Below are 26,518 nucleotides of genomic sequence, written 5' to 3'. Positions count from 1 at the left end.
CAGACGCGGTGAACCGACTCTCGCTGTCGATTCCAGCGGACTGGATCCTGACATTCTGGGCGAAGACGTCGAGGATGAGGAGATGACGGTGTCGCTGGAAGTCGTGAACACGATCGTGACCGTCGCCGCCACGCTGCTGGGTCTGGCGGCGGGGTTCGGATGGATGATCACGCGTATGGACGCACGCTTCGAAGCATTCGAGCAGCGCATGGATGCGCGGTTCGAGAAGGCGGAGCAGCGCACGGATGCTCGGTTCGAGAAGGTGGATGCGAGGTTCGACAGTGTGGATGCGAGGTTCGAGCGCGTGGAGGCGGAGATCCAGGCGCTGCGGTCCGATGTCGGAGACGTGAAGATCGCCATCGCCCGCCTGGAAGGCCCGGTGCCGCGCCTCCACGTCTCGCGGTGACCTACGAGGCGGACTTCGCCCCGACCGCGGGCGTCGACATCTCGTCCTTGCGCAGGGGCCGCGCGGCACCCGAGAAGAGACCCGACAGTACGACCAGGCCGACGAGGATGTAGAGGGTGTTGAGCAGGCCGATGTGCTCGCTGATGAAGCCGAGCACGGGCGGCCCGCCGAGGAACGAGATGTAGCCGATCGTCGCGGCGGCGCTCACCCGAGCGGCGGCCTTGGCCGGGTCGTCCGCCGCGGCGGACATGCCGAGAGGGAAGCCGAGCGAGGCGCCCACGCCCCACAGCGCCGCGCCCACGAAGACCAGCGGAAGAGTGGGCGCGAGGATGAAGAGCAGAATGCCCGAGGCCGCGGCCACCGCGAGGATGCGCAGCACGGCCACGCGGCCGAACCGGTCGACCAGCGGGCCTCCGAAGACGCGGACGAGGGTCATCGCGACCGAGAACGTCGCGAGTGCGGCGGCGCCCAGGGCGGTGCCGCCGCCGTGGTCTTCGGCGACCCCAAGAGCGAGCCAGTCGTTGGCGCCGCCCTCTGCGAACGACATGCCGAGCATGACGACGCCGATCGCGTAGGTGCGCGGCTCTCGCCAGGCCGACATCGCGACGTGCATCCGCTCACGCCAGTGCGCCTTCTCGGCGTCGTCGGCCGCGGGGTCGAGTGCCTCTTCGCGTCGGGGCACGTTCGCGATGCTGGCGATGCCGATGGCGGCGATCGCGACGGCGATGACGAGCGTGTGAGTGAAGACGTTGATGTGCAGCTGTGCGGCCAGGGCTCCCAGAGCTGCGCCGATCACGGTGCCGAAGCTGAAGAACGCGTGGAACAGCGGCAGGATCGTCTTGCCGGAGTGCTGTTCGATCGCGGTGGCCTCGACGTTCATCATCACGTCGACGCAGCCGTTGCCCAGCCCGAACAGCACGAGACCGATGAGCACCACCGGATATGAGCCGAGCACGTTGGCGCCGATGCCGATGAGGGCCACGCCCGAGGCGAAGGTGAAGATCGACACCATCATGCCCAGGCGTGCGCCGGTGCGGGCCATGATCGCCGGACTCGTCGAGATTCCGATGATCGAGGCGATGCCCGCCCCGAGCAGCAGCATGCCCACCTGGGCCTTGTCGACCTCGAGGGCGGTCTTGATGTCGGGGACACGCGACGCCCAGGTCGCGATCGAGAGGCCGCTGGCGAGGAAGATCGCGAAGATCGCGGTGCGCCAGCGCACATACTGCGATCGAGAAAGAGCCGTGTCCATATCGCTCAGCATATCGAATCGATTCGATGATCGGGAAGGCGGGGAGCTATCCTCGGAGTATGACGAGCCACGACAGCCCGCGTCGAGCGACGATCGCCGATGTCGCACGCGAAGCGGGAGTCGCCACGTCGACGGCATCCGTCGTCTTCAGCGGCAAGGCCAACGTCGCGCCGGCGACGCGCGAGCGGGTGCTCGCTGCAGCGGCGGCCCTCGGTTACGCCGGCCCGGACCCGCGCGCGGCCTCATTGCGGCGAGGACGCAGCGGCATCGTCGCCGTCGTGCTCGAGGGACACCTGCGTGCGGCATTCCTCGACCCGGTGGCCACCGCGATGATGGACGGACTGACCGACGGGATGGCCGACCTCAGCGCCGGCATCCTCCTGATGCGCGATGAGCCGGGAGACGACGGATCGTCGCTCTCGAACGCTCCCGTCGACGCGGTGGTGCTGATCGGGTGCTCCGGGCGCGCCAAGGCGTCGCTCGACATCGTGCGCAGTCGAGGTCTGCCGGTCGTCGTGATCGAGGGCGACGCCGGGGAAGGGATTCCGAAGATCCTGCTCGACAACGCCGCGGCGGCGGCGGACGTCGCGCGTCACCTGCGCGACCTGGGGCACCGAGACGTCGCACTCATCACCCTGCCGCTCGACACAGGTCGCGAGCGGGGGCCGGTCACGCCCGAGCGCATCGACGCGGCGACGGTGGATGTGACCATCGACCGCCTCGCAGGCATGCGCGAGATCTTCCCCGACGCGCCTGCGATCTCGGCGGGAGGCAGCTTCATCGACGAGGGGCTCCTCGCCGGGCGGCGCCTGCTGGCGGATGCCGAGACGCGGCCCACCGCGATCCTCGCGCAGAGCGATCTGCTCGCCGTCGGCATCATCCGTGCGGCGGAGGAGCTGGGCCTGCGGGTGCCCGAAGACCTCTCGGTCGCAGGATTCGACGGGATCGCAGCCGACGGGCTCGGGGACCTCGTGCTCACCACCAGCGTGCAGCCGGCGGTCGAGAAGGGGCGCGCCGCGGGCGAGCAGGTCGCACGGATGCTGCGGGGCGAGCCCGGCCTCACGCTGCATCTCACCTGCCGATTCCGCGCGGGCACGACCACCGCGGCGCCGGCTCGCTGAACCCCGCTCGCCGCGGGCCGGTCACCCGTGCTGCGGTCCCAGAGGCAGTGCCTGGCTGCCGAAGTCCAGGATCGTGTACCGGCCGCAATCGATGACACGCTCGGGGTCGACCGTCGGCGGCAGATCCCAGGGCACCGTCTGCGAATCCTCGACGAGGAACGACACCTCGCCGACGTCGAAGTCCGTGCGGTTCACCAGCCACGCGTAGCCGTTGAGCTGATGATCGACCTGGACGAGTCGCGAGGGGTCGGCGAGATGCAGCTTGGGCAGGCGGACCGTCCAGAACTGGCCGGCCCCCGTGCGATCCGAGGCGTCGACCCAGGCGGTCACGCACGCGAGATCGACGTCGGGGCGGTCGGCGGCAACCGCCAGGCGCGGGATGCTGAGCCCACCGACGAGGAGCAGCACGACGACGGTGAGTGCGGCGGCCGAACGGCGCAGACGCGCGGGGATCCCCCATACGCGCGGCGCCGCGACGAGCACGAGCACCGGGGCGAAGGCGAGAGGCTGGAGGTAGCGGGCGGCGTGCGTGCCCAGCGCGACGGACCCGACGACGACGACGAGCGGGGCCGCCCACGACATGGCGGCGACGAGACGGGCTCCGGGCTCGCCGCGTCGCACTGTTCGCACGATGGCGACGGCGACGAGAGCGAGGACGAGAAGCGTCCCGGCCGATCCGGGCAGGCTCTGACCGCGCTCGACCACCAGTCCTGCGTAGTAGACCACGGACTCGCGCCACTGGTCGGGGTGCACGTAGTCGATGCCCGTGTTGGTGATCCATGCCGCAAGAGGAATACGAGCCAGCAAGCCCGCGGCCGTGCCCGCGAGCAGCACAGTGATGAGGATCGGCACCGGCCTGCGCCGCGCGGGCGCGGCGGCGGCGCCGCCGGCTACGACGATCGCGAGCGGGATCGTCGCCCAGACCGCGTAGAGCGGGTTGGAGAGCGTCGATACGAGGGCGACAGCGCCGAGCCACAGCAGAGCCCAGACGCGGACGTCGTCGCTGTCGATCGCTCGCCGCACGATGCCGACGGTCGCGACGGTGCCGATCACGGTCGCGGAGTAGTAGGTGGTCGTCAGATGCAGTGAGGCGAGATCCAGCGCGTCCCGAGACGCCGAGAGATCAGTCATCGCGAGGACCGCGAACATCGCAAGCGCGGCCACCGACCAGGCGACAGGGGCCATGCCCTCTCGACGGCGGCCGGCGACCAGACGGATGGCTCCATAGAGGGCGAGCAGATTGACGAGCGCGCTGACCGCGAAGAGCCCGTTCGCGCTCACGGGCACCACTGCCCCGATCCCGGTGAACATCGCGGTCTCGGGCAGGAAGAGCACGCTCGACATCGCCCAGTCGAGGGGCTGGCCCGAGAGCACCGAGCGGGCGAGCATCGCGACGATCAGCGAATCGCCGTCACGGAAGAGCAGATCGGTGCGGGGCGACGAGGCGACGGCGGATGCGGCGACGATCGACACGGCGGCAGCGCTCAGCCAGCCGGCCAGCTCGCGCGCCCACGTCCGAGTCACGGGGCTACTCTGCCACGGCGCTCCCGGAAGGCCCGGACATCGGGACGGTCAGGAGACCTGCGAGCGCAGGTCCCAGATCTGCTCCAGGGGAGCGGTGCCCTCGGCGCCGTCGGCATCGCGGAAGAGCTCGACGAATCGGCCGATGTCGGCCTGCCAGGCGTGATCTGCCGGATCGTCCTTGAGCGCTGCGACTGCGGCATCCCAGTCGTCGCACTCGACCAGGTGGAAGAGGCGCCGGCCCGACCGCCAGATCGTCCAGTCGTGGATGCCGATGCGCGCGAAAGTCTCGGCGAGGGCATCCGGGATGCGGGCGTGGTTCGTGCGGTAGTCGTCGACCGCGCCGTCGCGGATCTCGGAGTGCAGTGCGATGCGCATGAGAGGCCTTTCTGAGGTCGGACAGGGACGGATCGCCGTCGCGACGGGCGTCGCGCCGTCACGTCCCTCTCACAGCATGGCACCGCGAGCCGGGCGGCGAACAACGCCTCCGAATGATCCGATCATCGGATTCGGATCGCGCAAAGTGCCCGAAAAACCGGGGGAAACCGACCATTCGCGCGATCCCAGGCCGACATCATCGGTCCGGAACCGCGAAATATCAAGGTAAACTCGATATCGACACCCGCCCGCCTGTGCCGCCCCGGCCGACGAGCCTCGAGGAGCCGCGTATATGCTGATGCTCCTCGCCGTGTTCCTCCTCGGGTCGATCCTGATGCCCGTTCTGGTGCGCTGGCTGGGATCTCAGGCATTCGCCATCGCTGCTCTCATTCCGGCTGCGGCATTCATCCACGCCCTCGTCCTCACCCCTCAGGTGCTCGACGGGCCGACGCCCTTCGAGTCGGTCCCGTGGATCCCGCAGCTCGGACTGGACCTGTCCATGAACATGGACGTCCTCGGCTGGGTGCTGACCCTCATCGTCACCGGTGTCGGTGCCCTCGTGCTGCTCTACTGCCGCTGGTACTTCCACGACGACTCCGCCGGCATCGGCCAGTTCGCGGGCGTCCTGCTCGGGTTCGCGGGTGCGATGTACGGCCTCGTCCTGACCGACGACCTCGTGATGCTCGTGATGTTCTGGGAGGTGACGAGCATCCTCTCGTACCTCCTCATCGGCCACTACCGGCGTCGCGCTGCCAGCCGACGAGCAGCGCTGCAGGCGCTGCTGGTCACCACTCTCGGCGGACTCGTGATGTTCGTCGGAGTCGTGCTGCTCGTGGTCGACGCCGGCACCTCGAGCATCCGCGAGATCCTCGAGATCGCGCCGACGGGGCCCATCGTCGATGCGGCCGTCGTGATGCTCCTGGTCGGCGCGATCAGCAAGTCCGCGATCTTCCCGTTCCACTTCTGGCTGCCCGGCGCCATGGCGGCTCCGACGCCGGTCAGCGCCTATCTGCACGCCGCGGCGATGGTGAAGGCGGGCATCTACCTGATCGCGCGCTTCGCTCCGATCTTCGCCTTCACGGGTCCCTGGCGACCGATCATCATCTCGCTCGGAATCGTCACGATGCTGCTCGGCGGGATCCAGGCCTTGCGCGAGACCGACCTCAAGCGCATCCTCGCCTTCGGCACCGTCAGCCAGCTGGGCTTCTTCTCTGTGGTGATCGGCTATGGCACGCAGGCGAGCGCCCTGGCGGGTCTCGCTCTCGTGATCGCGCACGCGCTGTTCAAGTCGGCGCTGTTCCTGATCGTCGGTGTGATCGACCGTCAATTGTCGACGCGTGACATCACCGAGCTGAGCGGCGTCGGGCGTCAGGCGCCCGTCATGGCGACAGCGGCATTCATCTCGATCGCGTCGATGGCCGGTGTGGCGCCGACCCTCGGGTTCGTCGCGAAGGAATCCACCCTCACCGCGCTCCTCGACGACGCGCTGCACGGATCACCGTGGGGACTCGTCGCCATCATCGGTGTCAGCCTCGGGTCTATGCTCACTGCGGCATATGGCATCCGCTTCCTGTGGGGAGCCTTCTGGACCAAGCGCGACGCAGCCGGCGATCGACTGCCGGACACGGCCTGGCCCGACCCGCCCGTCGGCTTCCTCTCGGCTCCGATCATCCTCGCGGGCCTCACGCTCGCGGCCGGCATCGGCGCCCCGGCCCTCGACGTCGCCCTGCAGGGATACGCGATCACCGCCACACCGGGTCTCGATGCCGAAGGCGTCGCGGCTGAGGGGCCCGGCCACCTCGCACTCTGGCACGGTCTCGAGCCGGCGTTGGGCATCTCGATCCTGTCGATCCTTCTCGGCGCCGCCGTGTTCCTCCTCACGCTGCGCACGGGATGGGACCGCAAGGCGCGGCTGATCCCGTTCACCGCTGCGGACGTCTACTACCTGGTCATGCGCGGCGTCGACCGCCTGTCTGTGATGAGCACGACGCTGACTCAGCGCGGCTCTCTGCCGGTCTACGTGGGCACCATCTTCGTGGTGTTCGTCGCCGCCGAGATCACGGCCCTCGTCGCCAGCGACGTCGATCGCTTCCAGCTGTCGGCGTGGCACACGCCCGCGCAGCTCGTGGTCGCGCCCATGATGGCCGCTGCCGGCGTCATGGCGGTGCGCGCGCAGAAGAGGTACACCGGGGTCGTGCTCGTCTCGATCACCGGGCTCGGCATGGTCGTGCTGTTCGCGACCAGCGGCGCTCCCGACCTGGCGCTCACTCAGATCCTGGTCGAGACCGTGACGATGGTGACCTTCGCCCTGGTGCTGCGCCGCCTGCCTGCCCGCATGGGCGAGCACAACGCCTCGGTCGGGCGGATCCCCCGCGCGCTGCTCGGCGTCGGAGTCGGGCTCACGATGGCGCTGGTCGCGGTCGTCGCGACGCAGTCGCGTGTCGCGGATCCGATCTCCGCCGCGTTCCCGAAGCTCGCCTACGAGATCGGCCACGGCAAGAACGTCGTCAACGTCGCTCTCGTCGACCTCCGCGGCTGGGACACCATGGGCGAGCTGTCGGTGCTGGTTCTCGCCGCCACCGGCGTCGCATCCCTGGTGTTCGTCACACACCGTGCCGACATGCTCGCTGCGACCAAGACGCTGCCCAAGGCCCGTCGTCGTCGCACGCTCAGCCGCCCCCTCGTCGAGACGACCGAGGGCGTGCGCTTCCAGACCGACGAGAACGAGAGCAGCCCCCGCGCCTGGCTCGTCGGCGGCCCGAAGATGAAGCCCGAGAACAGGTCGATCCTGCTCGAGGTGATCGTCCGCATCCTCTTCCACACCATCATCGTCGTGTCGATCTTCCTGCTGTTCGCCGGCCACAACCTGCCCGGAGGAGGCTTCGCCGGCGGGCTCGTCGCGGGCATGGCCCTCGTCATGCGCTACGTCGCGGGCGGTCGTTGGGAGCTCGGCGCGGCTGCGCCCACGGATGCCGGACGACTGCTCGGCGCCGGTCTGATCCTCGCCGTCGGCACGGCGGTCGTGCCGCTGTTCTTCGGCCTGTCTCCGCTCACCAGTCACTTCTGGGAGTGGGAGATCCCGGGGATCGGCCACATGGAGTTCGTGACCTCGACCATCTTCGACGTCGGCGTGTATCTCGTCGTGATCGGGCTCGTGCTCGACGTGCTGCGCAGCCTCGGAGCCGAGGTCGACCGTCAGGCGCAGGAGTTCCGCGAGCGGGGGGTGACCATCTGATGGATGTCTCACTGACCCTGATCGTGATCATGGCCGTGCTCTTCGCCTGCGGTGTCTACGCGATGCTCGAGCGCAGTCTCACCCGCGTGCTGATCGGCTTCCTGCTGCTCGGCAACGCCACGAACCTGCTGCTCCTCATCGTGATGGGCGTCCCCGGCAACGCGCCGTTCTTCGGCACCGAGGGAGAGCTCAGCGACCCGCTGCCCCAGGCGCTCACCCTGACCGCCATCGTCATCACCTTCGCCGTCTCGGCATTCCTGCTCGCGCTCATCTACCGCTCGTGGCAGCTGGGCCAGGCCGACACCGTGGAGGACGACGAGGCCGACATCGCACTCCGCGAGCGCACGGATGCCGACGAAGACCTCATGGACGACGAGGCCGACGCCGGCGACGACGAGGCCACGACCGACTTCGTGGGCGTGCAGACATCGCCGATCACCGTGCTGCACATGCGCGATCACCCGTCCATCCATGACGACGCGCCGACGGACCGGCCCACGACTCCGCGATCCGACCCGACCCCCGATGTGGATGCGGGTGAGGGGGAGCACGTCCTCGACGGCGAATCGGCCCCGCCCGACGAGGCCTCCGAGGACTCATCGCGCGACTCCGGATTCCGGACGGATGCCGACACCCACGCGTCCGAGGCCCACGAGACCGATGCGGCGGACGCCGCTCGAGATACGGCGGTCGACACGGCATCCGATGACAGCGCACCCGAGCACACCGACGATGGGGAGGACCGCCGATGAGCGCTCTCGTCCCCCTGCTCGTCGCGCTGCCGCTGCTCGGCGCCGCCGTGACCCTGATCTTCGGGCGCAATCCGCGCCTCCAGGCGTTCGTCACCGTCGCGACGCTCGCGATCGTCTCGCTCATCGCGGCCGTGCTGCTGGTGGTCGTCGATGCGGGCGAGCCCCTCGCGGTGTCGGTCGGCGGATGGCCCGTGCCGTTCGGCATCGTGCTCTATGTCGACAGGCTCGCCGCCCTTCTGGTGCTCATCTCGAGCATCGTGCTGCTCGCCGTGCTGCTCTTCTCGATCGGCCAGGGGGCCGCCGACGGCACCGATGAGACGCCGATCTCGATCTTCAACCCGTCATACCTGATCCTCGCCGCCGGAATCTTCAACGCGTTCATCGCGGGCGACCTGTTCAACCTCTATGTCGGATTCGAGATCCTGCTCGTGGCGTCGTATGTGCTGATAACGCTCGGCAGCACCGAGTCCCGCATCCGCACCGGCGCCGTCTACATCGTCGTCTCACTGGTCTCCTCGATCCTGTTCCTCGCCTCGATCGCGATGATCTACGGCGCCCTCGGCACCGTGAACATGGCCCAGATCGCCGAGCGCATGACCGAGCTCCCGCAGGAGACGCAGCTCGTGCTGCACCTCATGCTCGTGGTCGCCTTCGGCATCAAGGCCGCGATCTTCCCGGTGTCGTTCTGGCTGCCCGACTCGTACCCGACGGCCCCCGCGCCGGTCACCGCGGTGTTCGCGGGGTTGCTGACCAAGGTCGGCGTCTATGCGCTGATCCGCACCGAGACGCAGCTGTTCGCCGAGAACAGCATCGACACCCTGCTGCTGATCATCGCCCTCGCGACCATGGTCGTCGGCGTGCTCGGCGCCGTGGCGCAGGCCGAGCTCAAACGAATCCTGTCGTTCACGCTGGTCAGTCACGTCGGCTACATGATCTTCGGTCTCGCGATCGCGACCCCGGCGGCGATCGGCGCGACGGTCTACTACATCGTCCACCACATCATCGTGCAGACGACGCTGTTCCTCGCGGTCGGTCTGATCGAGCGCCGCGCGGGAAGCACGTCCATCCTGCGGGTGAAGGGTCTGCTCAAGGTCGCACCCGTCATCGCGGTGCTCTACTTCATCCCGGCTATCAACCTGGGCGGACTGCCGCCGTTCTCGGGGTTCATCGGCAAGTTCGCGCTCTTCGAGGCAGCGGCATCGGTGGGCACCCCGCTGATGCTGGTGCTGATCTTCGGCGGCATCGTCACGTCGCTCCTCACCCTGTATGCGCTGATGCGCGCCTGGAACCTCGCGTTCTGGCGCGAGGAGGAGGACTCGGCCGAGACCGAGGGACGCATCTCGTATCTCGGCAACGCGCCGGCGGCGGACGAGCAGCAGGAGCGCCGCCGCATCCCCCGGATCATGACCGTGGCCACCGCCGGAATGGTCGGCGTCACGATCGCGCTCACGGTGTTCGCCGGTCCGCTTTATGCGCTGTGCGATCGCATCGGTGCAGCGCTGCTCGACCCCGTCACCCTCGTGCAGCTGGAAGACGAGGTGGAAGCATGAGCCCCACCGAGACCGGCCGTCACTTCTGGCGCGACATCGGCGTGCAGCTGCCGTTCCTGGCATGGCTCGTGGTGCTGTGGATGCTGCTGTGGGGTCAGTTCACGGTGCTGGCGTTCGTCTCGGGCCTGGTCGTGGCGGTGTTCGTCACCCGTGTCTTCCGTCTGCCGACCGTCGAGCTCTCCGGGCGCGTCAACATCTGGTACGCCTTCCTGCTGATCGTGCAGTTCCTCTTCGCGATGCTGCGCGGTGCGCTCGCGGTGACGGCGCAGGTGTTCGACTTCCGGCGGCAGCCCGGCGCCGCGATCATCGCGGTGCCTCTCCGCTATGCCGATGACCTGATGATGACGCATGTCTCGGTCGTGTCGTCGCTCGTGCCCGGCTCGCTGATCGTCGAAGCGGATCGAGACCGACAGGTGCTCTACCTGCATGTGATCGGCGTCCGCTCGATCGACGACGTCGAGAAGCAGCGCGAAGTGGTGCTGCGGTGGGAGCGACGCGTGGTCCGTGCGCTCGGCGCCCCCGAGCAGTACCGTGCACTCAAGGCGGATCAGCGCGCGGAGCGCGCTGCGGCGACGAAGGGCGGTGTCCGATGAACATCCTGCTGCTCGTGATCATGGTGGTCTTCGGCATCGCAGCGATCCTCACGATCGTCCGCATCGTGAAGGGACCGTCGATCCTCGACCGCGCCGTCGCCTCGGATGTGCTGCTCACCGAGGTCATGTGCGTGCTGGGAGCCGAGATGGCCATCAACGGTCACACCCGCAGCATCCCGGTCATGCTGATCATCGCCGCGGTGGGTGTCTTCGGATCGATCTCGGTCGCCAGGTTCGTCGCGAGAAGGGACAACACGACGCCATGAACGTGTTCGGCCTGACCATTCCCGACGGCGTGATCGACATCGCCGTCCTCGTGCTCATCCTGCTCGGCGCGGTGCTGTGCCTCTCGGCCGCCGTGGGGCTGCTGCGCTTCCGCGATGTGCCGTCGCGCCTGCACGCCGCGACCAAACCGCAGGTGCTCGGCCTGGTGTTCATCTGTCTCGCGATCGCGCTCGCGCAGCGCACCGTCGGCGGGATCCTGTTCGGACTCGCGCTCGTCGCTCCGATCGTGCTCATGCAGTTCGCGACCGCGCCCCTGTCGGCGCACATCGTGGGTCGGCAGGCCTACCGGAACGGCACCACCGACGAGCGCAGCCTCGTCGTCGACGAGCTCGCGGAGTCGAAGCAGACTCCTCCAGCCGCGGGCTGAACGAGAGGGCGACGAGATGTCAGCACCGCAGGGATGGTACGACGCCGGCACGCCCGGCCGGCAGCGCTGGTGGGACGGCGTGCAGTGGACCGCGCACGAGCGGGAGACCGCGCCCACGTCGCCGGCGATGGGCTGGTATGAGGTGCCGGGTACGTCGGATGTGCGCTGGTGGGACGGCACGATGTGGGCGCCGTACCGCATCCGCGACGGCAGGCCGCGCCCGGACGTCTTGGCCGTCGAGCCTCCCGAGATGGGGTTCGTCCTCGGCATCGTGTTCTTCGTGCTCGCCATGCTGCAGCTGAGTGCGGCATTCGCCACTCGGAGCACCGGCAATCTCGTGCTGCCGGTGCTGCTGCTGGCGGCCGCGGTCATCTGGATCGTGGGAGCCGGGTACACCCGCGGACTGCGCCGGGTCGCCGCTCCGCAGACGGCGCCGGTCGTCGATCCGGTCGCCCGCCCGCTGCCCGGCGAGGTCGAGGGGCCGGACGCCGGCTGGTACCCGATGACGGGGCAGGTCAGCCGCTGGTGGACCGGGTCCCGGTGGAGCTGGTACATCGCGTCGAAGGTGGGCGCGCGTCCCGGGCACGCCGGACCCCGCGGCTACCTCGTCTCGATGATCGCGGGCTGGGTGATCGCGGCGATCGCGGTCGTCGGGCTGATCGTGGCCGTGGCGGGCGCCGTGATGGAGCAGGGGTGGTACTCGGGAGGCATGATCGCGATCGGCATCATCGTCGCCCTCATCTTCGGCGGTCTGGCGGCGTTCGCCCTGCTGCTGACCCGATCGCGCCGCAACGCGATGCTGCTTCCCTCGACACCGCCGCCCGTGCGCTGATCACTGCGGACGAAGGTCGCTCGCGACTCAGAGGCTGTCGGCGAAGCTCTGGATCAGCCGAGCCGCGGGCTCGGAGTCGCTGATCAACGTGCCGTGGCCGTGATCCGGAATGATCTGGAGGTCCGCCCCGGGGATCTCGTCGATGATCTCCTGGCACCAGCTCATCGGCGCCAGCGGGTCGTCTTCTCCGCGCAGCACGAGCACCGGCTGGTGAATCCTGGCGAACGCGTTCTCCGGCTTGTGCACGATGGTCGCGCGGATCTTGCGGATGAGATGCGGTCCGCCTCGGAGATACTCGCGCGCACCGCGCCAGATCACCAGCGGACGCTCGCCCACCAGGTCGCTCAGCAGGTATCGCGCCTGCGAGGCGACGTTGCGTGCGGCCTTGTTCACCGAGGGGCCGGCGAGGACCACGCCCTCGACGAGGGCGGGATGCCGTGCGGCGAGCTCCGCAGCGATCTGGCTGCCCATCGAGTGCCCGATCACGACGACCGGGCCCTCGCCGGCGTGCCGCAGATAGGCGGCGACGAGATCGGCGTGCCGTTCCATGGTGAAGGTGCGTGCGGGCTCGGGCGCCTCGCCGAAACCGGGAAGATCGAGGGCGATCACGCGGCCACGCAGGCGCTGTACGACGTCGAGGTAGACGCTGCGGCCCATGCCGATGCCGTGCAGCAGCAGGAACGTGCGCGGGCCCTCGCCGAAGGTCTCCGCGATCAGCGTCGCCCCCGCGTGCTCGAACTCGAGCAGGGTGACGGGGGTGCCCTTCGGGGCGAGATAGCTGGAGACCACCCACCAACGCTAGCCGAGACGGACGGATGCGGTCGACCGCGGGCCGGCGTCGCGTGCGGGCGCGGGTCGGGGAGCGTCGGTGACCCGTGTCAGGATGAAGGGTGACTTCGCCCCGCCCCGACCCGGATCCGATCGAGGCGTCGAAGCCGGGTCTGATCGGCCGACTCCGTGCGAGCCTGAGCGACCCGGTGCTGCGGGCGCTCGTCACCGCGACGGCGGTGTCGCGCATCGGCCGCGGCGTCTTCTTCGCCGTGACGGTGCTCTTCTTCACCCAGATCATCGGGCTCTCTCCGGCTCAGGCGGCGGTCGTGCTCGCGGTGTCGAGCGGGTGCGGTGTGATCGCGTCGTTCCTCGGGGGCTGGCTCGCCGACCGATGGAGTGCTCGCCGCCTCGCGTTCGGCTTCGAGGTGTGCGGCGGTCTGCTGCTGGCGTCGTACGCGTTCGTCGGGGATTTCGTGTCGGCGCTCGTGCTCGCGAGCCTGTCGGGCTTCTTCGACTCGCTCGGATACTCGTCGCGTTCGGCGATCATCGCCCGCGGGTTCGCCTCCGAGCGGCGGGTGCATGCGCGCGCGGTGCTCCGCACGGTCACGAACCTCTCGATCGCGGCCGGCTCCGGCCTCGGTGCCGTCGCCCTGGCGCTCGGGACGCCCGAGGCGTACAGAACGGTGATCGCTGTCGCCGGCATCCTCGGCGCACTCGGATCGCTGCCGCTGCTGCGACTCACCTCGGCCGTCGACGCACCCGCCCGCACGCCCGTCACCGGTCAGCTGACTCCGACCGGTTCGATCGACACCGAGGCCGCAACTGCCGCACTCGCGGAGCGCAGGGACTGGAGTCGACGGTCGCCGTGGCGCGACCCGAGATACCTCCTGCTGAGCGTCCTCTCGGCGGTCTTCGGGATGCAGTTCGGCGTCGCCGAGTTCGGCGTGCCCCTGTGGATCACGCAGAACACCAACGCCCCCGAGGTCATGGTGGCGGTGCTGCTGATCGTGAACACGACGCTGGTGGTGCTGTTCCAGGTGCGCGCATCGCGGGGCACGCACGACCTCGCCACGGCCGGGCGGGTCACCATGGTCGCGGGCTGGCTCATGGTCGCCGCGTGCCTGATCTACGCGCTGGCGGCCGGACTTCCGGCGTGGGCCGCGATCGTCATCCTCATCGCCGGAATGATCGCGCACACCTTCGCCGAGATCCTGTCGCAGGCCGGCGCCTGGGGGCTCAGCTTCGAGCTCGCCGACCCGGTGCGGGCGGGCGCCTATCAGGGCGTCTTCGGCATGGGCTTCTCGCTCGGAGCCCTCGCGTCGCCGATCGTCGTGAATGCCACGGCGATCACGTTCGGCCTCGCGGGGTGGGCCATGCTCGCGGCGATCTTCCTCGCCGCGGCGATCGGGATCTGGGCCATCGCACGCCGTGCCGCCACATCCGCCGCGGCATCCGCCCCCACGACAGCGACCGCCTGAGGCCGAGGCAACCCGTCGACGGCGCCACTCGCGAAGGCCGACCTATCCGCCGGGCGTCAGCACCAGCGTGTGTCGTGTCGCCGCATCGACTGCCTGGTCGGTGAAGGCCCACGGTCTCTGCACGCCGGCGGCCCAATCGGACGTCTGGTCGACGTAGTGCTCGTCGAACGCGTGTCCGGACGCGCCGGTGAGGTGGATCCACGTCGACGCGTCGAGGTCGGAGAGATCGACCACCATGCGCATGGACGGCACGGTCGTCGTGGCGTACGACGTGCCGAGTTCCCACCCGGTCGCGTTGACGACCGAGGCGCCGCCGCTCACGGGGTAGGGGCCCCGGTTGAAGAGCGCTTCGATCGGAGCGATACCGGAGGATCCGAGCGTGTCGCTCGTGAGGGTGATCGCGTGCAGGTCGCCCCACTTCCATGCCGTGACGACGTCGCCCTGCAGGGCAGAGAGCTCCTCGTAGGCGTCCTCTGCCGACCGGGCGAGCATCTCGTCCATGCCGGCGACGTCGATGCTCGGGTTGGTCCAGAGCGGGTCGTCGGGGTCGTCGAGCAGATCGGCGACGACGGTGAAGAGGCGCCCCTGGCCGTCGATCGGCAGAGGCTGGTCACGGTTCGCGAACAGGTTCTGCACAAGGTTCGACCACAGGACGTTCGCGTAGGCGGCTGCTGCCGAGTCCGCGTCGTTCTGGGCATCCCAGGTGCGCAGCAGCGCGACGGCATCCGCGGGCCCTGCGCCCGTCACCTCGACGTCCTCCATCGCGGATGCCAGGCGTTTGCCGATCCACATCTCGCTGTCCATCTGGATCTCCCGCATGTCATTCGCGGTGAGCGGCGCGGCGGCGGCGCGGCGCTCGATCAGGTGCGCGATGCGATCCGCCCGGTAGCCGTAGTCCCAGTCTCGCGAGAGGAAGAACGGGTAGTCGTCGGTGACGATCGCGTTGTTCGCGGTCACGATGTACCCGGATGCCGGGTTGTACGACACCGGGAGCTCGTCGAACGGGATGAAACCGGTCCAGTCGTAGCTGCTGTCCCAGCCCGGCTGCGGCATCCAGCCGTCGCCCGCTCCCCGCACAGGGAGGCGTCCGGGCGTCTGATAGCCGATGTTTCCCTCGACGTCTGCGTAGATGAGGTTCTGGGCCGGCACGTCGAACAGCGCGGCCGCCGCACGGAACTCCTCGAAGTCCTGGGCCGTCGACAGCGCGAAGATCGCGGTCGCGGCCGTGCCGGGATCGAGCGCCGTCCAGCGCAGGCTGACCGCGTACTCGGCGTCCTCGCCCTCCGGCGCGGCACCGGTGGGCGCCGGACCCATGGCGCCGCCGGCCGCGAGGCCCGGCTCAGGGTCGTCGGCGATGGCGGTGAAGTCGTCGGTGAGACCCGAGATGATCGGTCCGTGCGCCGTCGACCGGATCGTGAGGTCGATGTCGTCTCCGCCGGCCACCGTGATCGTCTCGGTGGTCTCGTCGATCGGCACCAGCGCGCCGTCGCGCCAGTACTGGTCGCCCTCGATCCGTTCGATGTAGAGGTCGGTGACGTCGGTGGTCAGGTTGGTGAAGCCCCAGGCGACCTGCTGGTTGTGGCCGATCACGATGCCGGGCAGCCCCGAGAACGAGAATCCGCCCATGTCGAACGGGCACTCGTCGGTGACCTCGCTGCACCGGAGCTGCACCTGGTACCAGACCGAGGGGAGTGATGCGCCCAGATGCGGGTCGTTGGCGAGCAGTGGCATTCCCGTCTCGGTGAGGTCGCCGGACACGACCCAGGAGTTCGACCCGATGCCCTCGCCGACATCGCCGACGAGCAGGCTCGCCGCCTCGATCACGTCCGATGCCTCCTGCCACTCGATCGTCGTGGCGGCCTGCTGCATCTCGCCGTCGTTCCCGTCGGTCGTGAACGCGGCGGGCTCGGCTCCGGACGCGAGGGCCGGAACGGTCGAGATCTCGGGCACGATGACCGGGTGATCCTCGAACGGGTACGGCGGGTACAGCTCGTCGAGTGTCGTGGTGATCTCGGCCGGGTCGGAGGCCTCCGACAGCTGCGCCGCCAGAAGCGAGCGTTCGACCTCGTCCTCGACGTTGCCACGGAGATCCCAGGCCATCGCCTTGAGCCATGCCACCGAATCGGCGGCTTCCCAGGGCTCGGGCGCATACTCGGGATTCTGTATTCCGAGAACGGCATACTCGAGCGACAGCTCGGCGCCCGAGCGCGACGAGAGGTAGGCGTTGACGCCGTCGGCATAGGCGTCGTAGTAACCGCGGGTGATGTCGTCCATGGCCTCGACCTCTGCCTCGGCGACCTTGCGCCAGCCGAGCGTGCGCAGGAACGCATCCGTCCCGGCCTGCGACTCACCGAACATCTCGGCCACGCGCCCCGCCGTCACGTGTCGCCGGAAGTCCATCTCGAAGAAGCGATCCTGCGCGTGCACGAAGCCCTCGGCGTAGAACAGATCGTGCGAAGAGTCGGCGGTGATCGTCGGGATGCCGCTGGCATCGCGCTGCACGGTGACGTCGCTCTGCAGCCCGTCGAGCGACAGGGTGCCGTCGGTCTGCGCGAACGAGCGCTGAATGGTCCAGGTCACGAAGAAGGCACCCGCCACCGCGACCACCACGATCGCGGCGACGACCAGGAAGACGATGCGGCCGATGCGCGCAGCCAGGGTGGGGCGCGACGGGTCGACGATCTCGGGCGAATGGGTTGTCATCTTCGAGAACTCTTTCGGGTGGCATGGCGGGACTCAGTCCCAGCGAGTCCCAGAGCGCGTCTCAGTGACGCTTCCGGAATACTACCCACAAAGCCGTCGCGGGCGGGGTGTTCTCGTCCCCGCCCGCGGTCTCAGCCGATCAGGCTCGGCTGCAGGTCACGAAGCGTGCGTCGGTGCGTCATGCGGGTGACTCCGACGGCAGCCAGCACCAGGGCGCCGACCAGCCAGATGCCCAGCACCACCAGATCCCAGCCGGCCCTGCCGAGGTTTCCTCCGTACATCAGCTGCCGCATGGCATCGACGACATAGCCGAGCGGCAGCACATGATGCAGCGCGGCGAGCGGGGCGGGGAGTGTCTGCCAGGGGAAGGTGCCACCCGCCGTGACGAGCTGCAGCACCATGAGCACGAGACCCAGGAATTGCCCGACTGATCCGAGCCAGACGTTGAGGGCGAGGATGATCGCCGCGAAGGTGGCCGACGCGAAGATCATGACACCCAGAGTGCCGATGGGGTTGTTGAAGGTGAAGCCCAGCGTGATCGCGAGGACGCCCATGAGCCCGAGCATCTGCACGGCACCCAGCATCGCCGGGGTGAGCCAGCCCGCGAGCGTCACTCGGATCGGAGAGTGCAGCGCGGTGACCGCGCGGCGGGAGATCGGCTTGACGATGAGGAACAGCGCGTAGATGCCGATCCAGGCCGACAACGCGGCGAAGAAGGGCGCGAGACCGGCGCCGTAGTCCTCGGCGGAGGCGACCTTGTCGCTCGAGACCTTCACCGGATCGGCGATCGTGTCGGCCTGCAGCGCGCGAAGGTCGGGCGTCGAGACGGGGATCTGCGCGACGCCGTCCGAGAGCCCGTCGCGCAGCTCGGCCGTGCCGGACGCCAGTGTGCCGAGCCCGTCGCGCAGCTGGGCTGCGCCGTCGTTCGCCGCCGCCGCACCCGTGGCCACGCTCTGCGCGCCGTCGGCGACGGTCTGCGCGCCGCCGGCGAGTTGCGAGGCGCCGGATGCCACCGACGCCGCTCCCGCGGCGAGCTGGTCGACCTTGTCGACCGCGTTCTGGACCGTCGAGTTGCCCTCCTGCAGTCGAGTCGCGAGCGGATCGAGGGTCGTGAGGACTCGATCGATCTCCTCCTGAGTCAGGCCCTGATCCGTGAGGACCGTCGCGATGTCCTGACGCGCCTGGGGCAGCGCATCCGTCGCCTGCTGCACGGCCGACCCGGCGCGGTCGGCGACGTCGGCGAGCTGCCGGTTGCCGTCGCTGACCTGCTGAGCACCTGACGCCAGAGTCGCTGCGCCACCCGCGAGCTCAGACGCCCCTCCGGCGAGCTGAGACGAGCCTGCGGCGAGCTGAGAGGTGCCGTCCGCGAGGGTGGCGCTGCCGGATGCCGCGCTGTTCGCGCCGTCGGTGAGCTGGCTCGCCCCGTCGACGGCGGTCACGAGATTGTCTCGCACGTCGCTCAGGCCCGTGAGCAGGCGCTCGGCGGCCTCGCTGCCGACCATCTCGGCCACCGAGCTGCGGATCTTCTCCACGGCCTGCGTGCCCATGGATGACGCGAGGTAGTTGTTCGCGTCGTTCGTCTCGAGCTCGATCCTCGCCTGGTGCGGGTCATCGCCCGCGGCGGAGGTCAACGCCGTCGAGAAGTCGGCGGGGATCGTGACGGTGAAGTCGACGGTTCCCTCGCGCAGTGCGTCGGCGGCCTCATCGGCAGACATCCGCTGCCAGTCGAAGGCGTTGCCCTCGATGAGGTTGTCGGCGACCTCCTCGCCGTAGTTCACGGTCTCGCCGGTCGCGGCATCCGTGCCTGTGGTGGGGGCGGGGGCTCCGCTGTCGTCGACGACCAGGGCCACCGGGACATCGGGGAACTTGGCATACGGGTCCTGGTTCGCCCACAGGTACAGGCCGCCGTAGAGGATCGGCACACACACGAGGGCGATCAGGGCGATGACGCCCATCTTGCTCGCGGTCAGGCGCCGCAGCTCGGCGGCGATCATGGCGGGAACCTTCATCGCTCGCCTCCGTTCTCTGTCGTGTTCGGGTCGGGTTCTGCGGGGTCTGCGGGTTCTGCGGATGGGTCTTCGCCGTCAGCCGGGGGAGAACCCAGAGCATCCGTCGCCTCATCGGCGTGTTCGGGGTCGGCGCGCCGTGTCTCGGGGCGATCGTCCGGGTTCTCCGCCGCGGGCTCAGCGTCGACGGGCCGGTCGAGCACGAGCGGCTCGACCGGGCCTGAGGCGTTGATCGCCTCGAGCTCGTGCATGCGCTCGAGGGCGACCGCTGCGGATCCGCCGATGACGACGAGCATCGCGTAGCCGCGATCGGCGAATTCCGAGGCGATGCGCCACCAGCCATCGGGGCTGCCGCCGTGACGGTCGGGCGAGACGAGCACGATGCCTTCGGTGCCCTCGCGCAGGATCGCGAGCTCGCAGAGGATGCGCACCCGCGCGGCGGGGTCGACGTTGCCGATCGGCACCCCGGAGAGCTCGCCGAAGCCGAGCTGATTCAGCCAGCGCCGTGCGTGCAGGGGGGTGGCGCCGACACCGGCGAACATGAGCTCTTCTCCCACCACGCCGGCGAGGGTGATGTCGGGGTGGGGATCGCTCACGTCGGGGGCGTCGACGAGAGCGATCGTGCGGCGCAGCGCTCGGTTGTTCGCGTCGCCGTCGATCGTCACGCGCCCGGTGTCGGGGCGCATCCGTCCGCTGGCGATCAGACCGAGCACCGTCGGGCGCTGCTCGGTCTCGGCGAGGGCGAAGCGCACGGCTCCGCTGTGGAACTCGAGGCTCGTCGCCGGCAGTGCCTGACCGCCGCGTCCCTTGCTCACGTCATGCAGGGTGACCCTCATGAGCTGACCTCCTGCGATTCGACGATGTCGGGGTGTGCGGTCAGCAGGTCATCGGCCTCGCGCCACGAGAGCCCCGCGATGCTGAGCAGAGTGCGCACGGCGAGATCGACGGCACCCGTGCTCGACGCGTCCGTGCGTGAGACGACCGTGCGCGCGACCTCTTCGATGAGGCGAGCGAGGGTGGGGGCGGTGAGATCGGTGCGGAAGCTGCCGTCCTCCTGCCCGCGACGCGCGAGGGCGGCGACGGTGCGGCGCAGCGGCGCGAGGGCATCAGCGGTGTGCTCGACATGGGCTTCGTCGAGCGCGAGCGCTGCCGCGACCTGGACGTGCGCCGCCTCACGCCAGAGCTGCGCGGCGAGACGGGCGAGGGCGAGGCGCGAGTCGGAGTCGGAGACCGATTCGGCGATCGCGTTGAAACGCTGTGCTCCGACCGAGATCAGCTCGCGGATCAAGGCCTCGCGGTCGTCGAAGTGGCCGTAGAGCGTGCGACGCGAGAGGCCGGCACTGCGGGCGATGACGTCGATGGACGCACGCGGGTCGGTGGCGAGGGTCGCTCGGGCCGCGTCGAGGATTCCGGCGCGGTTCTCGACGGAATCGCGGCGGGGGGCACGGGTGGTCATGTCTCCATGATACGTATTGTGCACAGCAGTGTGCAAGATAACTCGGTGGACTCACAGACACGAGAAAGGGGGCGGATGCCGCAGCATCCGCCCCCTTCCGCAGAACCGAGAACGTCAGTCAGTGCCGGAGTCGAAGGCCGCGCCCTCGGACGCGGTGTCGACCGCGTCGGCGAAGTTCTCGTCGACCTCTTCGACGGATCCCGTGATCTCACCGGACTCGCCCGCGGTGACGCGTCCGACGAGCTCGCCGGTCGCACCGCCGATGAGGCCGAGGCCCGCGTACTGCTCGAGGCGCGAGCGCGAGTCGGCGATGTCGAGGTTGCGCATCGTGAGCTGGCCGATGCGGTCGACCGGGCCGAAGGCGGCGTCGCCCACGCGCTCCATCGAGAGCTTCTCGGGTCCGTACGACAGGTTCGGCGACGTCGTGTCGAGGATCGTCCAGTCATCGCCGCGGCGCAGACGGATGGTGACCGTGCCCGAGATCGTGAGCCCGACCCAGCGCTGGATCGACTCGCGCAGCATGAGCGACTGCGGCTCGAGCCAGCGGCCCTCGTACATCAGGCGACCGAGACGGCGACCCTGCTCGTGGTACGTGGCGAGGGTGTCTTCGTTGAGGATGCCGTTGACCAGGCGCTCGTACGCGATGAACAGCAGAGCCATTCCCGGGGCCTCGTAGATGCCGCGGGACTTCGCCTCGATGATGCGGTTCTCGATCTGGTCGCTCATGCCGAGGCCGTGGCGTCCGCCGATCGTGTTGGCCTCCTGCACCAGCGACACCGGGTCGGTGTACTCGACGCCGTTGAGGGCGACCGGGCGTCCCGCCTCGAACGTGACGGAGACGTCTTCGGTCTCGATCGCGACCGAGGGATCCCAGAACTTCACGCCCATGATGGGATCGACGGTCTCGAGCGAGACGTCGAGGTGCTCGAGCGTCTTGGCCTCGTGCGTGGCGCCCCAGATGTTGGCGTCGGTGGAGTACGCCTTCTCGACCGAGTCGCGGTAGGGGAAGTCATGGGCGACGAGCCACTCGCTCATCTCCTTGCGGCCGCCGAGCTCGGTGACGAAGTCGGCGTCCAGCCACGGCTTGTAGACGCGCAGGCGCGGGTTGGCGAGCAGCCCGTAGCGGTAGAACCGCTCGATGTCGTTGCCCTTGTACGTCGAGCCGTCGCCCCAGATGTCGACGCCGTCCTCCTTCATGGCGCGCACCAACAGCGTGCCGGTGACGGCGCGGCCGAGAGGAGTGGTGTTGAAGTAGGTGCGCCCGCCCGAGCGGATGTGGAAGGCGCCGCACGAGAGGGCGACGAGACCCTCCTCGACCAGCGCCGTCTTGCAGTCGACCAGGCGCGAGGCCTCGGCGCCGTACTCGAGCGCGCGACCGGGGATCGACTCGATGTCGTCTTCGTCGTACTGCCCGAGATCACCGGTGTACGTGTAGGGGACGGCACCCTTGTCGCGCATCCACGCGACGGCGACGGAGGTGTCGAGTCCTCCGGAGAAGGCGATGCCGACGCGCTCGCCGACGGGAAGTGACTGGAGGACCTTGGACATGCTTCCCAGTCTATCGGCGGCGTGTCGGCTGTTTCGGACGGGGTGGCGAGTCAGCCGGCGACGACAGCGCCGAGGTCCTCGGGATGCGCGTCGAGTCGCGCGAGCTCGCGCCGTTGATGCGCGGCATAGCCCGCACCCCACCTCGTGAGAGCGTCGACGAGCGGCATCGATCCGCGACCGAGATCGCTCAGGCGATACTCGACCTTCGGGGGGACCTGTCGGTAGACCGTGCGCAGGAGCAGCCCGTCATCCTCCAGCTCCCGCAGCTGTCGGGTGAGCACGCGCGCGGTGGGCTCGTCGAGGAGTCGGCTGAGCTCGCCGAATCGCAGCACCTCGTGCTCGTCGAGCAGGCTGAGGATGCTGGGCTTCCACGCCCCGCCGAGCACCGCGATCGAGATCTCGGCGTCGCACGCGTCGCCCCACTCCCGGACGATCCGCTCGGTCTTCTCCCTCATGGCCTCCGCCTTCCGCTCGTGTCGCCATAGTATCCATTCGGTCACTATGTACCTCGAAGGACAGTACTTGTCTGAAGTGTACCGAGAGCACGAGACTGATGCGGTGACCTTCCCGATACAGACGGCATCCGTTCGGCCGCGCGCGACCCCGCATCCGTGGCTCGCCATGATCCCGCTGCTTCTCGGCATCCTGATCGGGGCTCTCGCGATCAGCAGCATGTCGACGGCCCTGCCGGCGATCCGCGGCGATCTCGTGCTCAGCGACAGCGGTGCGCTCTGGCTCGTCGACGTGTACGCGCTCTCGCTCGCGGCAACCCTGATCATCGCCGCGCGGATCGGTGATGCGTTCGGTCGCAAGCGCATCGTGCTCGTGGGCCTCGCCGGATTCGCCGTCCTCAATCTCGTCGGCGGTCTCGCGCAGGACGGCGTGCTGCTGATCGTCGTCCGTGCGCTCCTCGGCGTCGCCGAGGCGTTCGTCGTGGCGGGGGTCGTCGCCACGATCGGAGCGCACTATCACGCACGGCAGCGCGTGCTCGCCTACGGGCTGTGGACCGCGACGTTCGGCACAGGCAGCGCACTGGGGCCCGTGCTCGGCGGACTGGTGACCGAGGGGCCCGGCTGGCGTTGGCTGCTTCTCGGGAGCGTGCCGCTCGCGGTCGTCGCCGGCGTGCTGGCGATCTGGCTCGTGCCCGACTCCCGCAGCTCCCGGCGACCGTCGTGGGACGCCCTGAGCATCGTGTCGTCGATCGTCGCACTCGGGTCCCTCGTCTTCGCCCTGCACGAGGTGATGGCCGCTCCCGTCGCGGCGGCCGTCGCCGGGGTCATCGCGGTCGGGACGCTCGTGTTCTTCATCCGCCGCCAGCGGGCGCTGGCCGAACCGCTCATCGACATGCGGCTCTTCGCGGTTCCCGGTTTCAGCCCGGCGATCGTGCGTATCGTCGCGAGCAGCGGTGTCTCGTCGGCATCCGTGCTCCTCGTGAGCCTGCACCTGCAGGATGCCCGGGGGTTCAGCGCGGCCGAAGCCGGCATCGCGATCCTCCCGCAGGCGGTGGCGATCGCTCTCGGCGGGGTGCTTGCGCCTGTGCTGCTGCGGTGGCTGACCTCGCCCACGCTCACCGTGCTGGCCCTCGTGGTGCAGGGCGCGGGACTCGCCTGGCTGTCGACCGGTGTCGAGCCGGTCGCGATCCCCCTCGTGCTGGTCGGCGCGGGGTTCGGGGTCGCGGCGACGCTCGCGGCCACCACGCTCTTCGACGTGACGACCGACGATGACGCCGGTCAGGTGGGTGCGATCCAGGAGGTCGGGTTCGCCCTCGGCGGCGGCCTGGGCATCGCGGTGCTGGGCACGATCGCCTCGATCGCCGCGTCGCACGGGTACCTCGTCGCCCTGCTGGTCGCGACCGGCGCGGTCGTCGCCGCCGCGCTCCTTCCGCTGTCGAGACGATCCACGCCGAGCGCACCCGAGCGACCCGTCGACGACGCCCGCTGAAGAAAGGCCACCCGTGTCAGCATCACGCCCGACCGTCCACTGGATCTACGCTCACCCCCAGGAGAGCTCGTTCAACGCGCGACTATTCCGCGACGGAGTCGACGCGCTCGCGCGCGACCACGACATCGAGATCACCGATCTGTACGCTCAGGGCTTCGACCCCGTTCTCGCTGCACCGGATCTGGGCGAGCCTCTGGGGCGCACGGGCAGCGTCGTCGACCTGATGGGAGAGGCGTACGCCGCGGGACAGCTGGCCCCCGATGTGGCCGAGGAGCAGCGCAAGCTCGCGGCCGCCGACCTCGTCGTGCTCCAGTTCCCGCTGTGGTGGTACGGACCGCCGGCGATCCTCAAGGGCTGGTTCGACCGCGTGCTCACCAACGGCTTCGCCTACGGCACCTCGGATGCCGAGACGGGGCTGCCGCTGCGGTACGGAGAAGGCCCTCTCGCCGGACGTCGAGCGCTCGTGATCGTGACCGCGGGGGAGGACGAGCGCTCGATCGGAGAGCGGGGCATCAGCGGGGATCTGGACTCTCTTCTGTTCCCGCTCACCCACGGGACCCTCTGGTACACGGGCATCGAGCCGCTCGACCTGCACGTCGTGCACGACGCCGACGGACTGGATGCGGTCGGCGTCGAGCTCGAGAGCGCGAGACTGCTCGAACGGCTCTCGACGGTCGATCGGGAGTCTCCGAGCCGACGCTATCGCCGACTGCGCGACGGCGACTATCACGGCACCAGGGCGCTTCGATCGGACCTTCTTCCCGGGCGCATTGACCTCGGCATCCATCGCGTGGCGGCCGACTGAGCCCACGTGGGCGCCGACGCGCGCGGACGTGAGCCCGCACCTCTGCACGATCCGCTCCCGCCGGTGGCAGAGTGTCGGTGAAGGAGGACAGCATGGGTGGAGCGATCCTGTGGGGCGTGGTCGCCGCGTCGCCCCTCATCGTCGGCGCCGTTCTCGCCCTGTGGCGCACCTGGCCGCCGCGCTGGCTGGGCATCGTGCTGGGCTTCGGTGCCGGTGCCCTCATGGCATCGATCGCATTCGAGCTGTGGGAGGAGGGGCTGGATCTCGCAGGCCCCATCCCGCTGATCGTCGGCGTGGTCGCCGGCGCACTCGCGTACTTCATCGCAGACCGGATCCTCGAAGCGCGTGCCGCCAAGTCGAAGGATCAGGGAGCCGGCGTTCCCCTCGCGCTCGGAGCCCTGCTCGACGGCATCCCCGAGCAGCTGGTGCTGGGAATCGGGCTGGCATCCGGCGAACCGGTGAGCATCGCTCTCGTCGTGGCGATCGTCGTCTCGAACCTGCCCGAGTCGATCGGCTCGGCCGCAGACCTGCTGAAGGGCGGCATGTCGAAGTCGCGTGTGCTGATGCTGTGGGCCGGGATATCGATCATCTGTGCGCTCGCGACCGTCGCCGGCTTCGCGCTGGCCAGCAGCACGGGCGACGACTTCCGGGCCGGCGCGAGCGGTTTCGCGGCGGGCGCCCTGCTCGTGATGCTCGTCGACTCGATGGTGCCCGACGCCCAGCAGAAGGCCAAGCAGCTCACCGGACTGGCGACGGTGCTGGGGTTCGCGCTCGCCGCGGGACTCTCGCTCGCGAGCTGACTGCAGCACGCATCCAGGACCGGCTCGCCGCGGTGCAGATCGTGCTGGGCTACGACGTCGGAACCTCGGACGTCGCTCAGATGACCCGGACGTCCGCCTGCAGCGCCGCGTATGTCCCGAGCGCACGTCGGTCGCAGGTGAGCAGAGTGAGGCCGGCCGAGCGCGCGGCGAGTGCCACGAGCCCGTCGTACACGGCGCCCCCGGCCACCCCCGCCTCGGCCAGCTCGGTCACGGCGTGCACAGACTGATCCGCGGGCAACGCGACGGAGCGGGGGAACTCGTGGGCGATCACTCGGCTCGCGGCGGCGGGACTGAGGCGGCTCCCGCCCGGCAATCTCGTGAGCACGGAGTATGTCTCGAGCAGTGCGTGACCGGCGAGCCCGAGGACGAGTCCGACGCAGGCGTCGCGGACCTCGTCATGGACCGCGCTGTCCTGTGTGAGCAGTGAGATGGCCGCGCTCGTGTCGAGGAGCAGGTCAGCGCTGGTCGGCAAGACGAAGCTCCCGGATGTCGTCCGACGTGAGCGAGTTTCCTGTGCCTCGGATGACGAGGCGTCCGTCTTCCTCCACGAGGTCGTCGGCCGTTGCGACCTCGATGCGGATCCCGGTTCCGTCGATCATGATGTCCACGGGACCCGGAAGGATGCCGAGCCGCTCGCGGATCGACGCAGGGATCACGACTCGCCCCGCCTTGTCGATGGTCGTGTGCATGCCATCAC

The 26,518-nt window shown here is 69.3% G+C and carries 24 protein-coding genes and 1 pseudogene; 13 read left to right on the top strand and 12 right to left on the bottom strand.

Going from position 1 to position 26,518, the window contains the following annotated elements; genetic code table 11:
* Positions 1 to 82: 82 nt before the first annotated feature.
* Positions 83 to 406, top strand: coding sequence for a response regulator (locus tag AB0N61_RS12035; protein ID WP_363364336.1), 324 nt, complete (start codon positions 83 to 85; stop codon positions 404 to 406).
* A 1-nt stretch (position 407) separates the two neighbouring features.
* On the opposite strand, the gene AB0N61_RS12030 is transcribed toward AB0N61_RS12035, so the two are convergent.
* Positions 408 to 1,658 (bottom strand): MFS transporter, encoded by a 1,251-nt coding sequence (locus AB0N61_RS12030; protein ID WP_363364333.1) that lies wholly within the window; start codon positions 1,656 to 1,658, stop codon positions 408 to 410.
* Positions 1,659 to 1,717: 59 nt separating this feature from the next.
* Between AB0N61_RS12030 and AB0N61_RS12025 the strand changes: the two genes are divergently transcribed.
* Positions 1,718 to 2,779: a LacI family DNA-binding transcriptional regulator gene (locus AB0N61_RS12025; RefSeq protein WP_363364331.1), complete on the top strand. Its 1,062-nt coding sequence runs from the start codon at positions 1,718 to 1,720 to the stop codon at positions 2,777 to 2,779.
* Between the two features lie 21 nt (positions 2,780 to 2,800).
* Here the strand turns inward: AB0N61_RS12025 and AB0N61_RS12020 are convergent, their stop codons facing one another.
* Positions 2,801 to 4,303 carry a hypothetical protein gene (locus AB0N61_RS12020; protein ID WP_363364329.1) on the bottom strand — a complete coding sequence of 501 codons (1,503 nt, stop codon included), beginning with the start codon at positions 4,301 to 4,303 and terminating at the stop codon, positions 2,801 to 2,803.
* 48 nt (positions 4,304 to 4,351) lie between these two features.
* On the bottom strand, positions 4,352 to 4,678 hold the full coding sequence (locus AB0N61_RS12015; RefSeq protein WP_167947419.1) for an L-rhamnose mutarotase: 327 nt from the start codon (positions 4,676 to 4,678) through the stop codon (positions 4,352 to 4,354).
* Positions 4,679 to 4,970: 292 nt separating this feature from the next.
* Here AB0N61_RS12015 and AB0N61_RS12010 point away from each other — a divergent pair, with 292 nt between their 5' ends.
* From AB0N61_RS12010 to AB0N61_RS11980, 7 genes and pseudogenes are all read left to right on the top strand, one after another.
* On the top strand, positions 4,971 to 7,913 hold the full coding sequence (locus tag AB0N61_RS12010; protein ID WP_363364327.1) for a Na+/H+ antiporter subunit A: 2,943 nt from the start codon (positions 4,971 to 4,973) through the stop codon (positions 7,911 to 7,913).
* Positions 7,913 to 8,413: pseudogene (locus AB0N61_RS12005) on the top strand (Na(+)/H(+) antiporter subunit C); the annotation flags it as partial. The gene AB0N61_RS12010 and the pseudogene AB0N61_RS12005, both read left to right, overlap by 1 nt.
* Positions 8,414 to 8,661: 248 nt before the next feature.
* Positions 8,662 to 10,215, top strand: a complete 1,554-nt coding sequence (locus AB0N61_RS12000; protein WP_363364325.1) for a Na+/H+ antiporter subunit D — start codon at positions 8,662 to 8,664, stop codon at positions 10,213 to 10,215.
* Entirely contained in the window at positions 10,212 to 10,808 is a 597-nt protein-coding gene (locus tag AB0N61_RS11995; RefSeq protein WP_363364323.1) for a Na+/H+ antiporter subunit E, read from the top strand. Before AB0N61_RS12000 ends, AB0N61_RS11995 begins: the two co-directional genes overlap by 4 nt.
* A complete protein-coding gene (locus AB0N61_RS11990; RefSeq protein WP_167947411.1) occupies positions 10,805 to 11,074 on the top strand; it encodes a monovalent cation/H+ antiporter complex subunit F in 270 nt (89 codons plus the stop codon). The genes AB0N61_RS11995 and AB0N61_RS11990 overlap by 4 nt, the downstream gene beginning before the upstream one ends.
* Positions 11,071 to 11,460, top strand: coding sequence for a monovalent cation/H(+) antiporter subunit G (mnhG, locus tag AB0N61_RS11985; RefSeq protein WP_363364321.1), 390 nt, complete (start codon positions 11,071 to 11,073; stop codon positions 11,458 to 11,460). Before AB0N61_RS11990 ends, mnhG begins: the two co-directional genes overlap by 4 nt.
* A 16-nt stretch (positions 11,461 to 11,476) precedes the next feature.
* The gene (locus tag AB0N61_RS11980; protein ID WP_363364319.1) at positions 11,477 to 12,292 is read left to right on the top strand and encodes a DUF2510 domain-containing protein; all 816 of its coding nucleotides are present in this window, start codon (positions 11,477 to 11,479) and stop codon (positions 12,290 to 12,292) included.
* Between the two features lie 27 nt (positions 12,293 to 12,319).
* Here the strand turns inward: AB0N61_RS11980 and AB0N61_RS11975 are convergent, their stop codons facing one another.
* On the bottom strand, positions 12,320 to 13,081 hold the full coding sequence (locus AB0N61_RS11975) for an alpha/beta hydrolase (RefSeq protein WP_363364318.1): 762 nt from the start codon (positions 13,079 to 13,081) through the stop codon (positions 12,320 to 12,322).
* Positions 13,082 to 13,182: 101 nt separating this feature from the next.
* Between AB0N61_RS11975 and AB0N61_RS11970 the strand changes: the two genes are divergently transcribed.
* A complete protein-coding gene (locus AB0N61_RS11970) occupies positions 13,183 to 14,541 on the top strand; it encodes an MFS transporter (RefSeq protein ID WP_363364316.1) in 1,359 nt (452 codons plus the stop codon).
* Positions 14,542 to 14,583: 42 nt separating this feature from the next.
* Here AB0N61_RS11970 and AB0N61_RS11965 read toward each other — a convergent pair whose 3' ends face one another.
* The 6 genes from AB0N61_RS11965 to AB0N61_RS11940 all read right to left on the bottom strand — a co-directional run bounded on the left by AB0N61_RS11965 (position 14,584) and on the right by AB0N61_RS11940 (position 22,709).
* The gene (locus AB0N61_RS11965; RefSeq protein ID WP_363364314.1) at positions 14,584 to 17,244 is read right to left on the bottom strand and encodes a penicillin acylase family protein; all 2,661 of its coding nucleotides are present in this window, start codon (positions 17,242 to 17,244) and stop codon (positions 14,584 to 14,586) included.
* A gap of 131 nt (positions 17,245 to 17,375) precedes the next feature.
* Positions 17,376 to 19,253, bottom strand: coding sequence for a YhgE/Pip domain-containing protein (locus AB0N61_RS11960; protein WP_363364312.1), 1,878 nt, complete (start codon positions 19,251 to 19,253; stop codon positions 17,376 to 17,378).
* The gene (locus AB0N61_RS11955; RefSeq protein ID WP_363364311.1) at positions 19,250 to 20,065 is read right to left on the bottom strand and encodes a hypothetical protein; all 816 of its coding nucleotides are present in this window, start codon (positions 20,063 to 20,065) and stop codon (positions 19,250 to 19,252) included. Before AB0N61_RS11955 ends, AB0N61_RS11960 begins: the two co-directional genes overlap by 4 nt.
* A gap of 17 nt (positions 20,066 to 20,082) precedes the next feature.
* Entirely contained in the window at positions 20,083 to 20,706 is a 624-nt protein-coding gene (locus AB0N61_RS11950) for a helix-turn-helix domain-containing protein (protein ID WP_363364309.1), read from the bottom strand.
* Between the two features lie 114 nt (positions 20,707 to 20,820).
* Complete coding sequence (gene argG / locus AB0N61_RS11945) at positions 20,821 to 22,254, bottom strand: argininosuccinate synthase (protein WP_363364307.1); 1,434 nt, start codon at positions 22,252 to 22,254, stop codon at positions 20,821 to 20,823.
* Between the two features lie 50 nt (positions 22,255 to 22,304).
* Complete coding sequence (locus AB0N61_RS11940) at positions 22,305 to 22,709, bottom strand: helix-turn-helix domain-containing protein (RefSeq protein WP_167947397.1); 405 nt, start codon at positions 22,707 to 22,709, stop codon at positions 22,305 to 22,307.
* Between the two features lie 103 nt (positions 22,710 to 22,812).
* On the opposite strand from AB0N61_RS11940, the gene AB0N61_RS11935 reads away from it, so the two are divergent.
* The 3 genes from AB0N61_RS11935 (at position 22,813) to AB0N61_RS11925 (ending at position 25,800) form a co-directional block, all read left to right on the top strand.
* A complete protein-coding gene (locus AB0N61_RS11935; RefSeq protein WP_363364304.1) occupies positions 22,813 to 24,195 on the top strand; it encodes an MFS transporter in 1,383 nt (460 codons plus the stop codon).
* A gap of 13 nt (positions 24,196 to 24,208) precedes the next feature.
* Positions 24,209 to 25,000 (top strand): NAD(P)H-dependent oxidoreductase, encoded by a 792-nt coding sequence (locus tag AB0N61_RS11930; protein WP_363364303.1) that lies wholly within the window; start codon positions 24,209 to 24,211, stop codon positions 24,998 to 25,000.
* A gap of 92 nt (positions 25,001 to 25,092) precedes the next feature.
* Entirely contained in the window at positions 25,093 to 25,800 is a 708-nt protein-coding gene (locus tag AB0N61_RS11925; protein WP_167947393.1) for a hypothetical protein, read from the top strand.
* A gap of 76 nt (positions 25,801 to 25,876) precedes the next feature.
* Here the strand turns inward: AB0N61_RS11925 and AB0N61_RS11920 are convergent, their stop codons facing one another.
* Together AB0N61_RS11920 and AB0N61_RS11915 are read right to left on the bottom strand one after the other, a co-directional pair.
* Complete coding sequence (locus AB0N61_RS11920) at positions 25,877 to 26,293, bottom strand: PIN domain-containing protein (protein ID WP_363364301.1); 417 nt, start codon at positions 26,291 to 26,293, stop codon at positions 25,877 to 25,879.
* Positions 26,277 to 26,510: an AbrB/MazE/SpoVT family DNA-binding domain-containing protein gene (locus tag AB0N61_RS11915; protein ID WP_363364299.1), complete on the bottom strand. Its 234-nt coding sequence runs from the start codon at positions 26,508 to 26,510 to the stop codon at positions 26,277 to 26,279. The genes AB0N61_RS11920 and AB0N61_RS11915 overlap by 17 nt, the downstream gene beginning before the upstream one ends.
* Positions 26,511 to 26,518: the final 8 nt, after the last annotated feature.

This window comes from Microbacterium sp. NPDC089320 (assembly GCF_040684875.1).
Taxonomy (GTDB): Bacteria; Actinomycetota; Actinomycetes; order Actinomycetales; family Microbacteriaceae; genus Microbacterium.
Note: the sequence above shows the minus strand (reverse complement) of the source record. Positions and strands in the feature narration are given on the sequence as shown.

Coding starts and splice junctions, on each gene's coding strand:
- AB0N61_RS12035 (WP_363364336.1), top strand. CDS start 83: ATGACGGTGTCGCTGGAAGTCGTGAACACGATCGTGACCGTCGCCGCC.
- AB0N61_RS12030 (WP_363364333.1), bottom strand. CDS start 1,658: ATGGACACGGCTCTTTCTCGATCGCAGTATGTGCGCTGGCGCACCGCG.
- AB0N61_RS12025 (WP_363364331.1), top strand. CDS start 1,718: ATGACGAGCCACGACAGCCCGCGTCGAGCGACGATCGCCGATGTCGCA.
- AB0N61_RS12015 (WP_167947419.1), bottom strand. CDS start 4,678: ATGCGCATCGCACTGCACTCCGAGATCCGCGACGGCGCGGTCGACGAC.
- AB0N61_RS12010 (WP_363364327.1), top strand. CDS start 4,971: ATGCTGATGCTCCTCGCCGTGTTCCTCCTCGGGTCGATCCTGATGCCC.
- AB0N61_RS12000 (WP_363364325.1), top strand. CDS start 8,662: ATGAGCGCTCTCGTCCCCCTGCTCGTCGCGCTGCCGCTGCTCGGCGCC.
- AB0N61_RS11995 (WP_363364323.1), top strand. CDS start 10,212: ATGAGCCCCACCGAGACCGGCCGTCACTTCTGGCGCGACATCGGCGTG.
- AB0N61_RS11990 (WP_167947411.1), top strand. CDS start 10,805: ATGAACATCCTGCTGCTCGTGATCATGGTGGTCTTCGGCATCGCAGCG.
- mnhG (WP_363364321.1), top strand. CDS start 11,071: ATGAACGTGTTCGGCCTGACCATTCCCGACGGCGTGATCGACATCGCC.
- AB0N61_RS11980 (WP_363364319.1), top strand. CDS start 11,477: ATGTCAGCACCGCAGGGATGGTACGACGCCGGCACGCCCGGCCGGCAG.
- AB0N61_RS11965 (WP_363364314.1), bottom strand. CDS start 17,244: ATGACAACCCATTCGCCCGAGATCGTCGACCCGTCGCGCCCCACCCTG.
- AB0N61_RS11960 (WP_363364312.1), bottom strand. CDS start 19,253: ATGAAGGTTCCCGCCATGATCGCCGCCGAGCTGCGGCGCCTGACCGCG.
- AB0N61_RS11950 (WP_363364309.1), bottom strand. CDS start 20,706: ATGACCACCCGTGCCCCCCGCCGCGATTCCGTCGAGAACCGCGCCGGA.
- argG (WP_363364307.1), bottom strand. CDS start 22,254: ATGTCCAAGGTCCTCCAGTCACTTCCCGTCGGCGAGCGCGTCGGCATC.
- AB0N61_RS11940 (WP_167947397.1), bottom strand. CDS start 22,709: ATGAGGGAGAAGACCGAGCGGATCGTCCGGGAGTGGGGCGACGCGTGC.
- AB0N61_RS11925 (WP_167947393.1), top strand. CDS start 25,093: ATGGGTGGAGCGATCCTGTGGGGCGTGGTCGCCGCGTCGCCCCTCATC.
- AB0N61_RS11915 (WP_363364299.1), bottom strand. CDS start 26,510: ATGCACACGACCATCGACAAGGCGGGGCGAGTCGTGATCCCTGCGTCG.